This is a genomic window from Micromonospora sp. TSRI0369, from assembly GCF_001905625.1.
Taxonomy (GTDB): domain Bacteria; phylum Actinomycetota; class Actinomycetes; order Mycobacteriales; family Micromonosporaceae; genus Micromonospora; species Micromonospora echinospora_A.
Genome location: NZ_LIVU01000001.1, coordinates 950,200 through 963,717, shown reverse-complemented (window position 1 = coordinate 963,717; position 13,518 = coordinate 950,200). Strand labels below are relative to the sequence as shown.

Here is a 13,518-nt window from a genome sequence, read left to right as displayed (position 1 = left end):
GGTGTGCAACCGATTGCGGATACGTGATTGAACAAACGGTCGCCTTGATTCCACCGGGCGCCTTCCCTAATGTGGGGCACCGACCGCTGTGGGTCGTCTGCCTCGAATCTTCCCTCTCGCGAGGCGCCCGGCGGTCGGTTGCAAAGGAGTCCGTGCCGGTGGCAACCACGCCCCCTCAACGTCACGCCCCGAGCGCTCCACCCGGCCGGCGGGCCGGGTTCCAACGGATGGCACGCCGTCTGGTCACCCTGGTCGCGGCCGCCGCGGTCGGCGCCGGGATGCTGACGGCCCCGGCGCACGCGGCGCCGTCGGTGGACGAGATCGACGCGCAGATCGACAAGCAGTGGGAGCAGCTCGAACCCACCATCGAGCAGTTCAACAAGGTCCGCTCGCAGCTTCGCGCCAACCAGAAGAAGTCCAAGGCGCTGAAGGACAAGATGGTGCCGCTGGAGCTGGCCTCCACGCTCGCCATGAACAAGGTCGGCGACATCGCGGCCCGCTACTACATCCAGGGCCCGTCGCAGGAGCTGGGCGCGCTGCTGGTGAGCACCAAGCCGGGCACGCTGGCCGAGCAGCTGGTCATGCTGGACCGGATCGCCGACGACCAGCGCCGCCAGATCGCCGGTGTGCTCAAGGTGCGGGACGAGTACAACAGGCAGAAGGAGAAGCTCGACGCGCTGATCGAGCTGGAGACCAAGCAGCAGAACGATCTCGCGGCGAAGAAGAAGCAGATCGACTCGGAGATCAAGCGGCTCACCGCCATGCTGCCGGTGACCTCGATCCGCCCGGCGGGCTGCCCGAAGATCGACGGCGTGGTGAGCAGTGCCGCGCGGACCGCTATCGCGACGGCGTGCGCCCAGGTCGGCGACCCGTACGTGTGGGGCGCCACCGGCCCGAACTCGTTCGACTGCTCCGGCCTCACGCAGTACGCGTACAAGGCGGCGGGCATCTCGCTCACCCACTTCACCGGCGCGCAGTGGAACGAGGGCCGCAAGGTGTCCCGCTCCGAGGCACGCCCCGGTGACCTGGTGTTCTTCGGCTCCGATCTGCATCACGTCGGGCTCTATCTCGGCAACGGGGTGATGGTGCACGCGCCCCGGACAGGCAAACCGGTCCAGGTGTCGAGCATCAACACCCAGCCGCTCGCCGGCTTCGTCCGGGTCACCTGACCTCGGTCACACCGAAAGGCCCCCGGTCCGCAGGGACCGGGGGCCTTCGTGTTCTCGTGGAGGTCAGCGCGGCGCGCCGACCGGGGACGGCAGGATCAGCACGTCGTCCAGGTTCACGAACATGATCCGGTGGCCGAACTGGACCTGCACGTAGCGGTTCTCGCCGCGTACCACGGTCCGGTCACCCGGGGCGGAACCGTCGAACGAGACCGCCCGGTAGTACTCGCCGGGCAGCACCCCGCCCACCGCGTACCGCTGGCCGGCGGCGAACGTGTACTGCAGCGGCGAGATGGTCTGGTACGGGATGGTGTCCGGGTAGGCGGCCTGCTCCGGGTAGGCGCGGCCGTACACCGGGATGGTGGCCTTGCCGGGCCGCGGGGTCACCACGAAGCCGGTGGCCCACTTGGCAGTGGGCGCGGAGGCCGGGTTGAGGAACCACGCCTTCTGGCCGAGGTACCAGATCGCCGTCCAGTCGCCCTGCCGGCCGGCGAGCGCGTACGTCTGGCCGGCCGAGGCGCGGGCGCCGTGGTCGGAGATGTACATCGTGTCCGGCGTGCCGTCCGGGCGCAGCCCGAGGTCGTTGACGAGCGGGGCGTCCGGGCTCGGCGCGGTCCGCAGGACCACCGCCGAAGAACCGCGCGACGGGCACGGCTCGGCCGGCGGCCGGGGCGTCGGGACGCCGGGCGGCTGCTGGTTGCAGCCGGTGAACGCGGGCCGGTTGGTGGCGAAGTCCGGGTCGATGGTGACCAGGCCGGTCTTCGCCGTGCCGGTGCCGCGGAACGGCGCCTTCATCAGGTCGAAGTAGTGCGACCAGTCCCAGTAGGGCCCCGGGTCCCAGTGCATGCCGCCCACGTTGGCGGCGGTGATGCCGGGCACGTTGTCGTGGCCGATGATGTGCTGCCGGTCCATCGGGATGCCGAACTTCAGCGCCAGATGGCGGACCAGCTTGGCGGAGGTGCGGTACATCGCCTCGGTGTACCAGGTGCCCTGGCCGGCGAAGCCTTCGTGCTCCAGGCCGATGGACTTGGCGTTGACGTACCAGTTGCCGGCGTGCCAGCCGACGTCCTTGGTCTTGATGTGCTGGGCGATGTAGCCGTCCACCGAGCGCAGCGTGTAGTGCCAGCCCAGGTAGTCGGCCCGCTTCACCAGGTCGACGCTCGGGCCGAAGTAGCCCTCGGTGTCGTGGATGACGATGTACTCGATCTTCTGCTGCTTCGGCCGGTCGGCCAGGTCGTGGTTGCCGTAGTCGCCCGGGTCGTCGCTGAGCTGCTCGTAGGGCGCGGGAATCCACTCGCAGGCCAGCCGGACCGGGCACTCCAGCCCGTCCGGCCGCTCGGCGTTGCGCAGGCCGAGCCGGGCCAGCCGGGAACGGTCCGGCTTCGCGGCGGTGGCGGCGAGCGTGACCCGCTGGCCGTCGTCGGTGGTCCGGGTGGCGCCCTGGCCGAGCTGGTCGTAGACCTCGTCGGCGAAGGCCGCCGCGGCGTCGGCGGTGTCCGCGCCGGAGTAGCGGGCCACCGCGGCGTACCAGGCCGCCGGGTCGGTGCCGGCGCCGACCGGCCCGCCCAGAGCCTTCTGGTACGACGCCAGCAGCGCCGCGCCACCGCGGATGTTCGCGGCCGGGTCGGTGCGCAGCGTGCCCGCGTCGAGCCCGGTGAGCGTGGCGGCGGCGTCGAGCGTCTGGAGCGAGGCGCTCGGCAACGGGGTCTCCCGCTTCGGCGCGGCGGCCGTGGCCGGGTCGAGTTTCAGCGGGCGGGAGTCGTCGCCGCGCGGGTCCTCGTCCTCGTCGACGTGGGCGCTGCCCGGTGTGGCGAGGATGTGCGCGGCATCGGTCAGGTGCATCGGGCCGTAGCCGCCACTGGTGCTGGGCTGCCCGGTGTGCGTGTCCCAGCGGGACTCCAGATAGGAGACACCGAGCAGCACGTTCTGGGGCACGCCGTACTCTGCCGCGGCGGCGGCGTATTGTTGTTGCCGGTCGCTCGCGGGCGCGGACGTGTCCGGCGCGGCGGTCACGGGGCCGGTCGTCGCCAGCGCGGTGGCTGTGGCCACGGCGGCGGCGAGCAGTATCCGTCTGCCCGACGGCAGGGCGGAGAGGTGCATCGAACCTCCTGGACAGGGATGGGGGTCACTGCATTCCCACCCTCACTCCGCACACCCGTGATGGTCAATACCTTTCCAGTGAGTAATCAGCGGTGAAAGAAAATTTCACCTCCGCGCGGGGTGGGGCATCGCATCGCGTACGGAGTGTCACGGCGCTGGAAGTTGCGGATCGATAACGGTGGTCCCTACTCTGGTGAATCGTCGGCCGCACGTCTCACCGTCCAACCCGGTCGGTGACGGTCCGACACCGCCGAGTCGCCTCCGGGCGAGCCGGGGAACCAGGTACCTGGGGTGAATCCGCAGCGCTGCTGCGGTAGGGCGGCTCCCTTCCCGCCCGAATCCGTCAGCTAACCCGGTAGGCGGTACGGAAGAAGGAGTACGGACGCCCGGTGGCACTCCATGCCCCGCGGCCGTCGTCGAACCGGTCGGTCGACCGGTCCAGCGTCGCGCCGCGTTCCCGCTGGTCCCGCTTCACCACAGCCCTCGCCGCGCTGGTCGGCACCGCCGTCGTTCTGACCGGCGGCGCGACTGCGGCACACGCCGAGCCCTCGGTCGCCGAGATCGAGGCCCAGATCGACCGCGACTGGAACAAGCTCGAACCGGTCATCGAACAGGTGAACGCCGTACGCGAGCAGCTCGCCGCACGGCGCAAGCAGGCCGACGCGCTCGGCCGGCAGATCGCACCCCTCCAGGCCCGGGTGGACGCCGCGCTCGGCCAGGTCGGCGGCCTCGCCGCCGACGCCTACAAGGGCGACAACCTCTCCACAGTCAACGTGCTGCTCGGCAGCCGCTCGCCCGGTGACCTGGTCAACGGCCTGGAACTACTCGACCGCTTCGCGCACCGGCAGCACGAGCAGGTGCGTTCCGTCGCCGCGCTGCGCGACGAGCTGGCGGCGAAGAAGAAGCCGCTGGACGAGATGATCGCCGGGCTGGCGCGCACCGAGGCCCAGCTCGCGGCGAAGAAGAAGCAGATCGACGCCGAGATCGCCAAGCTGCAGAAGCTGCGGCTCAAGGTGTACGGCAAGGGTGGCGGCGGCCCGCTGCGCCCGGCACCCTGCCCGGCCGGCTACCCCGGCGGCCCGGCCGGAGCGGCGGTGAAGTTCGCCTGCGCCCAGATCGGCAAGATCTACGTCTGGGGCGCCGCCGGCCCGGACCACTTCGACTGCTCGGGCCTCACCCTGGCGGCCTGGGCCAAGGGCGGGGTTTCGCTGCCGCACAACGCGCGCCAGCAGCACGCCGTGACGAAACGGATCAGCCGCGCCGACCTGCGCGCCGGTGACCTCGTTTTCTACTACAGCGACCTGCACCACGTGGCGATGTACGTGGGGGACGGGTGGGTGGTGCACGCCTCCCAGTCCGGCAAGCCCATCACGATGAAGCGGGTCGACGACGGCGACATCAACAGCTACGGCCGGGTGTAAGGAAGGGCCCCCTCTTAACGCCTCCGGTAGAGGAGGGGGCCCCTATTAACAACTGCGGTCGGCGTCAGCGCGTCGGCCAGGTGCGCCAGCTCTGCCAGGACCGGCTCGGCGTCGGGCCGCGCTGCCCCTGGTAGCGCGAGCCGTAGACGGCCGAGCCGTACGGGTGCTCGGCCGGCGAGGAGAGCCGGAAGATGCAGAGCTGGCCGATCTTCATGCCGGGCCAGAGCGTGATCGGCAGGTTCGCCACGTTCGACAGCTCCAGCGTGACGTGACCGGAGAAGCCCGGGTCGATGAAGCCGGCGGTCGAGTGGGTCAGCAGACCCAGCCGGCCCAGGCTCGACTTGCCCTCCAGCCGGCCGGCGAGCTGGTCGCCCAGCGAGATCACCTCGAGCGTGGAGGCGAGCACGAACTCGCCCGGGTGCAGCACGAACGGCTGCCCCTCCGGCACCTCCACCATCGAGGTCAGGTCGTCCTGCTGGACCGACGGATCGATGTGTGTGTAGAGATGGTTGTTGAACACCCGGAACAGCCGGTCCAGGCGTACGTCGATGCTCGACGGCTGCACCAGCGTGGGCTCGAAGGGCTCCAGCGCAAGCGTGCCGGCCTTGATCTCGGAGACCAGGTCGCGGTCGGAGAGCAGCATCGGAACACCATAGCGACCGGTATGGGTGACCTGCGTGTCGCACTACATCTTCGTACACGTGTTCGATAGGATGTCCGCATGGCTTCCTGGTCCGAATTCGCCGCCGACGAGCCCCGCCTCGCCGACGAGATCCGCCTCCTGATGCAGCAGTACGGGCCGGGCTTCGGCTACCTCGCCACGGTCCGCGCCGACGGCGGCCCCCGCGTCCACCCGGTTTCCCCGGTGATCACCGACGACGGCCTCTGGTGCTTCGTCATCGACTCGCCGAAGCGCCGCGACCTCGAACGCGACGGCCGCTACGCGCTGCACTCGTTCCCGCCGGAGGAGAGCGACGACGAGGCGTACATCGCGGGGCGCGCGCGGCCGGTGACCGACCCGGCCACAGTGGCCCACCTGGCCCGGATCGCGCGGGCGTCGCCGCAGGGTGACTGGCGGCTGTTCGAGTTCACAGTCGAGGCGGCGATGCTGACCCGGCGCGACCCGGTGGCTCAGCCCGGCGCCGCCCCGCCGCAGGTGCGGGTGTGGCTCGACCCGCTCGGTGCCGAACCGGCCCGGCGTGAGCCGGTGGCCGCGGAGGGCCGGCGCGGCCGGCACGGCTTCGACACCCGCCGCCCGGCCGCCTGACCACAGCCCCGAAACGAGCGGTGCCGGCCCCGTCCGAGGACAGGACCGGCACCGGTACGTGGTGCGAGAGGTCAGGCTGCGCGGTAGGCGTTCCACGCGGTGAGCATGCGGCTCGCCTGGCCGGCGGTGAACTGGTACATGCAGGAGTCGTACGTGTAGTCCATGAAGTTGGTGATCGGGTCCTTGCCGGCGGTCGAGCAGGTGTCACGGCCGGTCGGGCACTGGTACGCCGGGGACGCCTCGGCCGGGGTGTCGGAGACGCTGTCGCCCGAGCCGGAGCAGCCGCCCTGGAAGGTGTGGTAGAGGTTCAGCCAGTGACCGACCTCGTGCGTGCCGGTGTCGCCCTGGTTGTAGTTGGTCGACGTGCCGCCGGGCAGCGACTCGCTGAGCACCACCACGCCGTCCATCTTGTCCAGCGTGCGCTTCGGGAACGTCGCCCAGCCGAGCAGGCTGTCGCTGAGCTCGCCCAGGTAGATGTTCAGCGTGTTCTTGCCGCCCACGCGCAGCGAGGTCTTCATCGACCGCTCGGCGGAGGAGCCCTGCACGATCGGGTACCACGACGGGTTCGTCACCCGGTTGATCTTCGTGAGCTGGAACCCGAAGGCGGTGGCCGCGCCGCCGGTCGAGCCCGCGTACGACTGGTTCAGCACGGTGATCTGCTGGTTGATCATCGAGTCCGGGATGTTGCCGCCGGCCCGGGTGCTGTTCTCCTGGATGACGTGCACGACGACCGGGATCGTCACGGTGGCCAGCGGGGTGACGGCGCCGGCCCGGAAGTTGGCCCGCTCGCGCTGCGCCGCGGCGAGGTCGGCTTCCCGGTCCTGGACCTGCTTGGCGGTCAGGTGGTTGGGGTCGAGCTTGGCGTTGCCGCCCTTCGCGACGCGGGCGTTCGAGTGCTCGTCGGCGTGGGCGTCAGCAGGCTCGGCGCAGACGCCGGCCGGGGCGGCCGAGAAGGCCGAAGCAGCGGGGACGACGCCGACGGCGGCGGTGCTGAGCAGCAGCGCGAGGGTCGACGTCGCGACACCGGCGGTACGCCGGGTCAGCAGGTTGGGACGGAGTCCCATGGGCCCACCTCTTTCTGACGGCGTGCCAGGGGGTGTGTCACGCCGGTGCGGAAACGTGGGGCAGACGTTACATCTCATCGACGCATTTGAGAACGCCCATATGTTGCCGACGTGCAACTTCGTGCCCGGCGACCTCGGTGCGTGCTTGATCCACTCCAGCTCGGGGAGGTGGCGGGATCAACCGCCCGCCGATGCCGCCACCTCGCCGAGGTGGCATGCGTACCTGAGTGCACGGGGGTGGTGACCTTCAGGTAGAGTGGTGCCGCCTGCGGGTGTAGTTCAATGGCAGAACATCAGCTTCCCAAGCTGACAGTGCGGGTTCGATTCCCGTCACCCGCTCCAGCGTGAGGCCCCAGCTCAGGACAGGTTTCCTGGCTGGGGCCTCAGTCGTTGCTGCCGCTTCTTGCCCTGGCCGTGCCCGCTACCGCAGTGCTGCTGCGAGGTCGGCGGCGTTGTCGAACGCGGGTGCTGCCCTTTCGGATTCGTCTTCCGTGAGCGTGACGGACTGGGCGCGGGCCAGCATCTCGGCCGCAGTCTTCGGATCGTGCAGCACCATCGCGAGTTCGGCGCGGTAGACCAGGACCTCTACCTGCTCGACCGGGTCGTCGTCGGCTTGCGGGCGGGCCAAGGCGCTGTCGAGGATCCGAACGGCCTGTCCGACGCTTCCCCTGGAATCGGCCTGCACGACAGCATTCGCTAGAGCCTTGGCCAGCCGCCCGGCAGGCGTGGTGGCCGGCATGGGCGCGGTGGCGGCGTGTCGAAAGACGCGGATCCAGTTGCCGCCCGGGTCGATGACGCTGAACCCGCCCAACCCGTCGGCGTTCTTCCGCGCCCTGGGCCGGGTCATCCGCGGCGTTCCGGACACCAGTACCTTGCCGTACGCGGCGCGCATGCCGGCTGCGAATGCCCGGTGCAGCCCCTCGATGTCTGCGGTGAGTACGAGACAGGAGCCATAGGACTGCTCCGGGTCAAACCCGGGGATCTCGAAGAACTGCAGATTCAGGTCTTCCCGCTGCACCCCCACACACGCGTTGGGCTTGCGTTGCTTGTACGTGGTCCGGAAACCGAGAACTCCGTAGAACGTTTCGATGTCGTCAATGGATGCGCACGGAAGCAGGGGAACGGTCACCTCGTTGGTCATGCCTCCTTCCTAAGCGCCGCAGGGTGTCCGTCGCACATGGAAATAGCCGATCATCGCCTTTGGTCATCCGATCGGCTGATGACCCAGAACGCAACGCTGCCCAGCCGAACCATCGGCGGCGCCTTCCTGCCTGCCATCTGTCCCGCCAAGATCAGGCCCGGATCTGCCGCGCCCTGCCAGATCGGCCGCCCGCTTTGCAGCCACCTAGCTCTGGAACACACGCCCGCCGAACACCGAGAGGTCCCTTGGTCGAAGCCGCCGCCTCGCGGAGTCTTGGCGGGGTGCGGGATCATGCCTGTATGACTTCGGAAGAGGTTCGCTGGTCAGATGTCGCCTGCTTCGTCGGGCGATCCGATCACATTCCGTCGACGCTCGCAGACCTCTCATCCCCCGACAAGCAGGTTCGCTCGAAAGCGTTCAGGTCGCTGATGCACGACCTTGCTTGGAACGAGAACGTCTGTGAAGCAACGCCATATGCAATTCGCGAAATCGCGCAACGCCTGGAGCGGCGTGAGATCGCAAATCCTGAAGAGGCGCTGGCGCTGCTCGGGACCCTCGGGAACGGGGAAGCAGCCCACCCCGAACTGATCTATTGGCATGGACGAGCAGTCGACCTCTTGTCGCTGTGTCGAGAGCTTATGGAAAGCAACCTCAAGCTGTACGTGAGCTACCTCTCCCATCCGAGCGCGCGGCTAAGTGCGTTGCGAGTGATCAGCGCATATCGAGTAAGGGCGGAAGAAGCGCAAGCCGAACTACGCCGAGCCGTGGACCTGGCAAGGTCTACCGAGGAGCGTAAGGAAATCATGGCAGCGGTCGACGACCTTCGCGAGTGGAACGAACCCTCGGTGGATGAACCCACAGTCGTGTTGTCAGGCGACCTGGTCGATAGGATGATTTCCGGAAGAAAAGCGGCGATGATGCGCATCAGTCAAGGCGACCATGTAGCACCGGTGAGCAAGGTCGGTCCGTTTTTGTCTGCGCGACGTTACCTGATTCGACACATCATGCGCCTCCTTGAACGGTCGGAGCGACAACGCCTCTGACGGGGCGAGGACGGCAGGGGCCGGCCGAGGCCACGAGAGACTGCCGAGACCGGGCCGCAGGATCGGTTGCCCGGATTCCAGGGCCCCGGCCTGGCGATGGCGGCGGGTGCGACGAGCGTCGTGCCGCCGAAGGACTCGCCTGACGGGCGGCTTCACTACGCGTGGGTCCGCGATCCGGACGGCCATCAGGTCAAGTTCGTACCGAAGCGATGAGCCCACTGCGCCTGGGTCGGCAGGTTCCCGTGGTTGAGGCGGTCGGCTACCGCCTGCTTCGCGGCCCGGTCCAGCGTCTCGGGCAGCCGGTCGAACGAAGCGGGCCAGACGTCCAGCAACGAGAAGACCTCCTGGCCGTCGCGCACTGTCAGCAGCAGCATGCACCGCCAGTGCGGATCGAACTCCGGCCGCCGGCCCGCCCTGTGCACCAGGAACGGGCGTAGGTAGTGCAGGGCGTGCGGGGCGGCATGCTCCGCCAGCCAGCCCTGACCGTGATTGCGGCTGAACCCGTACTCGATCGCCTGGGTGTCGAGTTGGATGAGCGTGGCGGTGTCGACCGCCTTGACGGTCCGGGGCACGGGAGACGGCATCCCGGAATCATCCCATCGAGCGGGCGGGCGGAGCGATGAGTCGCTGGCCGCAGCCGGGTCTGTCGGGGGAAGAGGCGAAAACCGGAGGAGCAGACCCATGGGTACGTTGATCGTGACCGAGTTCCTGACCCTCGACGGCGTGGCGCAGGCTCCCGGCGAGCCCGACGAGGACCGTGACGGCGGCTTCAGCCACGGCGGCTGGCAGATGCCGCTGCTGGACGAGAAGTCCGGCGCGGTGATGTTCCAGCGGGCGAGCAGCATGGATGCGCTGCTGCTGGGCCGCAAGACGTACGACATCTTCGCCGGCTACTGGCCCAAGGCGCCCGCGGACATCCCCTTCACCGGGCTGCTCAACGGCGTGCCCAAGTACGTGGCCAGCCGTACCCTCACCGAGCCGCTGGCCTGGGCGAACTCGACGCTGGTGAGCGGCGACCTGGCCGAGCGGGTGACCGAGATGAAGGCCCGCCACGACGAGGTGCACGTGATCGGCAGCCTCGACCTGGTGCAGTCGCTGCTGCGCGCCGGCCTCGTGGACCGGCTCAACCTGTGGGTGTACCCGGTGCTGCTCGGCACCGGCAAGCGCCTGTTCGGCGACGGGACGGTGCCGAGCGCGCTGCGGCTCACCGAGTCGGTCACCCACGCCCACGGCACGCTGCAGCTGACGTACGAGCCGGCCGGCGCGCCCGCCTACGGGGACGCGGCCGCGTAGGGCATGTCGAGGTCGAGCACGTGCCGCAGGCCGGGCTCCCCGTCCAGCTCCACCGGACCGTCGGGTACGAATCCGGCACGCCGGAGCACCGACAGGGAGGCCGGATTCGCCAGTGCCGCCGAGGCGACCAGCCGGCGCAGCCCGTACTCGGTGCTGGCCAGTGCGCAGACGCGCCGTACGCCGTCCCGGGCGAGCCCGCGCCCGGCGGCGCGCTCGGCCACGCGGTAGCCCAGCTCGGCGCTGCCGTCTGCCACGTCGACCAGGTTGAACCGTCCGAGCACGGCGCCGTGGTCGCCGACCAGCACGTGGAAGTGGCAGGTTCCGCGGTCCTGCTCGTCCAGCAGGGCCGCGTGCCGGGCGGCGTACCGGGTGAAGAAGTCGTCGCCCCGGTCGGGTACGTACCGGGCGAAGTACGCCCGGTTCTCCCGCTCGAACCGCAGGACGGCGGGTGCGTGGTGAGCGGCGAGTCGTTCCAGCTCCGGCATCGGGCCAGGTTAGGCGTCGGCCGGGTAGGAACGCAGTTCGATTGTGTTGCCGTCCGGGTCGCGGACGTAGATCGAGGTGCCGGTGCCGCGCGCGCCGAAGCGCGGCACCGGGCCGGTCAGCACCGTGAAAACCCCGGAGTCGATCACCCGCTGCCAGTCGACCGGCTCGACCACCAGGCAGAAGTGGTCCACGTTGGACCCGGTCGGGTCGCCCTCGACCAGGTCGATGATGGTGCCGGCGTCGACCCGTACGGACGGGAAGGGCGCCTCGCCGGCCCGCCACCTGTCGACCCGCACCGGGACCAGCCCGAGCGTGCCGCAGTAGAAGTCGAGGGAGCGCTCGACGTCGCTCACCGAGAGCACGAGATGGTCGAATCCGGTCACCGTCACGAGGTCGTTCCGCATGCGTCAACCCTGGTCCGGCGCGGCGGCGGGACCAACCCCCGATCGCACTACGATCGTTGACTCACGGGCAACGACGGAGGTGCCTTGTGCTGGAGCGGTACGAGATCGAGACGTTCCTGACGCTGGCCGGGGAACTGCACTTCGGGCGGACCGCCGAGCGGCTGCGGGTGAGCACCGGACGGGTCAGTCACGTGGTGCGCAAGCTGGAACGCCGCATCGGCGCGCCGCTGTTCGAGCGCACCAGCCGGGTCGTCCGGCTCACCCCGATCGGCGCCCGCCTGGCCGAGGAGATGCGCCCGCTGGTGGCAGGCATCGAGGCGGCGGTGCAGCGGGCCGTGGACGCCGGTCGCGGGCTCACCGGCGGGCTGCGGGTGGCGTACGTCGGCGAGTCGACAGCGCCGGTGCTGCTGCGCGCGGTGGCCCTGTTCACCGAGCGCCACCCGGACTGCGAGGTGCACGTGCACGAGGCGCCGCTGGCCAGCACCCGGTCGAGCCTGCTGGACGGCACGATCGACGTGCTGATCGCCTCGTATCCCTTCGACGGCATGGCGAACGGCCCGGTGCTGATGCGCGAGCGCCGGGTGCTCGCGGTGGCCGCTGATCATCCGCTGGCGGCCGAGGAGTCGGTGTCGCTGGAGGTGCTCGGCGACCATCCGGTCGTGCAGTACCCGGCGGTGACCTCGGCCGCGTTCAAGCAGGACCGCACGCCGGACCGCACCCCGTCCGGCCGCCCGGTGCCGAAGGGCCCGGTCGGCGGCAGCTTCTCCGAGATGCTGGCGCTCGTCGCGCTGGGGCGCGGCGTGCTGCCGGTGGGCGAGCAGGCCCGGCAGTTCTACGCCCGTCCGGACGTGGCCTACGTGCCGATCCACGACGCGCCGCCGATCAGTCGCGGTCCGGTGTGGACGGCCGGGAACACCACTTCCCGGGTACGCGAGTTCGTCCGCGCGGCGGCCGACGCCAACCCGCTCCCGCCCGACGCGGCTTGACCCGTCCCCTGCGGCAAGGCCCAGCGTGATCAGTGCCGGTCGCGGTGACCGGCACGAGGAGCGCGAGGGAGGACACGTGCGACTGCTGACCATCGGGGCGTTCGCCCGCGCGACCGGCCTGAGCGCCAAGGCGCTGCGCATCTACGACGACTGCGGGCTGCTGCCCCCGGCCGCGGTGGACCCGCACTCGGGCTACCGCTACTACGCGCCGGAGCAGCGGGACCGGGCACGGCTGATCGCCGGGCTGCGCCGGGCCGGGATGCCGCTGGCCGAGATCCGTACCGTCTGCGGCCTGCCGCCCGCTGCCGCCGCCGAGGCGCTCGACGCCTGGTGGCGGCGGGTCAGCGCGGACACCGCGGCGCGCGGCCGGGCCGTCGCGCTCCTCGTCGACAGGCTCAGCGAGAGGGGCACCACCATGTCCGAGACCACCTTCCGGTACGCGACGCGCTGCGAGACCGGCGCGGTCCGCGACTCCAACGAGGACACCGCGTACGCGAGCGCGGCGCTGCTCGCGGTCGCCGACGGCGTACGCGGTCCCGCCGGGTCCACTGCCAGCGCGGCGGCGGTGGACGCGCTGCGGCCGTTGGAGCAGACGGACGAGTCGCAGGCCGACCTGCTCGCCGCGCTCGCCGACGCGGTCACCCGGGCCGACCGGGCGGTACGCGCGCACGCCACCGACGCCGATCAGCCCGCCACCACGCTCACCGCGATCGTGCGGCGCGGCACCCGGCTCGCGCTGGTGCACGTCGGGGACAGCCGGGCGTACCTGCTGCGCGGCGGCGAGCTGTCCCGGCTCACCCAGGACCACACGTACGTGCAGACGCTCGTGGACCAGGGCCGGCTCACCCCGGCCGAGGCCGGGACGCACCCGCAGCGGGCACTGCTGGCCCGGGCGCTCGGCGCGGGCGTCGAGGTGGAGGCGGATCTGGCGCTGCGTACCGCACTACCGGGCGACCGCTATCTGCTCTGTTCCGACGGCCTCTCCGCAGTGGTGGACCCGGGCGCGCTGCACGCCGCGCTGGCGGAGGCGGACGATCCGGAGACCGCCGTCGAGCGCCTGGTCGGGCTGGCGTACGCGGCCGGCGCGCCGGACAACATCGCCTGCGTGGTCGCCGACCTGGCGGCGTGATCCCCGCGACCCGGGTCG

14 protein-coding genes, 1 tRNA gene and 1 riboswitch are annotated in these 13,518 nt (G+C 70.4%); of the genes, 8 read left to right on the top strand and 7 right to left on the bottom strand.

Annotated elements, in window-relative coordinates; all coding sequences use genetic code 11:
• The first annotated feature begins 158 nt into the window (after positions 1-158).
• Entirely contained in the window at positions 159-1,169 is a 1,011-nt protein-coding gene (locus tag AMK25_RS04745) for a C40 family peptidase (RefSeq protein WP_073827086.1), read from the top strand.
• A 63-nt stretch (positions 1,170-1,232) separates the two neighbouring features.
• Here AMK25_RS04745 and AMK25_RS04740 read toward each other — a convergent pair whose 3' ends face one another.
• Positions 1,233-3,266, bottom strand: coding sequence for an N-acetylmuramoyl-L-alanine amidase (locus AMK25_RS04740; RefSeq protein WP_073826902.1), 2,034 nt, complete (start codon positions 3,264-3,266; stop codon positions 1,233-1,235).
• 238 nt (positions 3,267-3,504) lie between these two features.
• Positions 3,505-3,642: riboswitch (cyclic di-AMP (ydaO/yuaA leader) on the top strand.
• 13 nt (positions 3,643-3,655) lie between these two features.
• Between AMK25_RS04740 and AMK25_RS04735 the strand changes: the two genes are divergently transcribed.
• The gene (locus tag AMK25_RS04735; RefSeq protein ID WP_073826901.1) at positions 3,656-4,687 is read left to right on the top strand and encodes a C40 family peptidase; all 1,032 of its coding nucleotides are present in this window, start codon (positions 3,656-3,658) and stop codon (positions 4,685-4,687) included.
• A gap of 64 nt (positions 4,688-4,751) precedes the next feature.
• Here AMK25_RS04735 and dcd read toward each other — a convergent pair whose 3' ends face one another.
• The gene (gene dcd, locus AMK25_RS04730) at positions 4,752-5,330 is read right to left on the bottom strand and encodes a dCTP deaminase (protein WP_073826900.1); all 579 of its coding nucleotides are present in this window, start codon (positions 5,328-5,330) and stop codon (positions 4,752-4,754) included.
• Between the two features lie 78 nt (positions 5,331-5,408).
• On the opposite strand from dcd, the gene AMK25_RS04725 reads away from it, so the two are divergent.
• Positions 5,409-5,954 carry a pyridoxamine 5'-phosphate oxidase family protein gene (locus AMK25_RS04725; RefSeq protein WP_073826899.1) on the top strand — a complete coding sequence of 182 codons (546 nt, stop codon included), beginning with the start codon at positions 5,409-5,411 and terminating at the stop codon, positions 5,952-5,954.
• 71 nt (positions 5,955-6,025) lie between these two features.
• Here the strand turns inward: AMK25_RS04725 and AMK25_RS04720 are convergent, their stop codons facing one another.
• Entirely contained in the window at positions 6,026-7,018 is a 993-nt protein-coding gene (locus AMK25_RS04720; RefSeq protein ID WP_073826898.1) for a zinc metalloprotease, read from the bottom strand.
• A gap of 268 nt (positions 7,019-7,286) precedes the next feature.
• Between AMK25_RS04720 and AMK25_RS04715 the strand changes: the two genes are divergently transcribed.
• Positions 7,287-7,360: transfer RNA gene (locus AMK25_RS04715), tRNA-Gly, on the top strand.
• Between the two features lie 79 nt (positions 7,361-7,439).
• Here the strand turns inward: AMK25_RS04715 and AMK25_RS04710 are convergent.
• Positions 7,440-8,159 (bottom strand): hypothetical protein, encoded by a 720-nt coding sequence (locus AMK25_RS04710; RefSeq protein ID WP_073826897.1) that lies wholly within the window; start codon positions 8,157-8,159, stop codon positions 7,440-7,442.
• A 299-nt stretch (positions 8,160-8,458) separates the two neighbouring features.
• Here AMK25_RS04710 and AMK25_RS31765 point away from each other — a divergent pair, with 299 nt between their 5' ends.
• Positions 8,459-9,202 (top strand): hypothetical protein, encoded by a 744-nt coding sequence (locus AMK25_RS31765; protein WP_143194670.1) that lies wholly within the window; start codon positions 8,459-8,461, stop codon positions 9,200-9,202.
• A 185-nt stretch (positions 9,203-9,387) separates the two neighbouring features.
• Here AMK25_RS31765 and AMK25_RS04705 read toward each other — a convergent pair whose 3' ends face one another.
• Positions 9,388-9,786 (bottom strand): hypothetical protein, encoded by a 399-nt coding sequence (locus tag AMK25_RS04705; protein WP_073826896.1) that lies wholly within the window; start codon positions 9,784-9,786, stop codon positions 9,388-9,390.
• 97 nt (positions 9,787-9,883) lie between these two features.
• Between AMK25_RS04705 and AMK25_RS04700 the strand changes: the two genes are divergently transcribed.
• Positions 9,884-10,495, top strand: coding sequence for a dihydrofolate reductase family protein (locus AMK25_RS04700; RefSeq protein WP_073826895.1), 612 nt, complete (start codon positions 9,884-9,886; stop codon positions 10,493-10,495).
• On the opposite strand, the gene AMK25_RS04695 is transcribed toward AMK25_RS04700, so the two are convergent.
• Positions 10,474-10,980 (bottom strand): GNAT family N-acetyltransferase, encoded by a 507-nt coding sequence (locus AMK25_RS04695; protein ID WP_073826894.1) that lies wholly within the window; start codon positions 10,978-10,980, stop codon positions 10,474-10,476. The two genes, AMK25_RS04700 and AMK25_RS04695, sit on opposite strands and share 22 nt — an antisense overlap.
• A gap of 9 nt (positions 10,981-10,989) precedes the next feature.
• Positions 10,990-11,385 (bottom strand): VOC family protein, encoded by a 396-nt coding sequence (locus AMK25_RS04690; protein WP_073826893.1) that lies wholly within the window; start codon positions 11,383-11,385, stop codon positions 10,990-10,992.
• 86 nt (positions 11,386-11,471) lie between these two features.
• Between AMK25_RS04690 and AMK25_RS04685 the strand changes: the two genes are divergently transcribed.
• Complete coding sequence (locus AMK25_RS04685) at positions 11,472-12,371, top strand: LysR family transcriptional regulator (protein ID WP_073826892.1); 900 nt, start codon at positions 11,472-11,474, stop codon at positions 12,369-12,371.
• A 76-nt stretch (positions 12,372-12,447) separates the two neighbouring features.
• Positions 12,448-13,500 carry a MerR family transcriptional regulator gene (locus AMK25_RS04680; protein WP_073826891.1) on the top strand — a complete coding sequence of 351 codons (1,053 nt, stop codon included), beginning with the start codon at positions 12,448-12,450 and terminating at the stop codon, positions 13,498-13,500.
• The last annotated feature ends 18 nt before the right edge of the window (positions 13,501-13,518 follow it).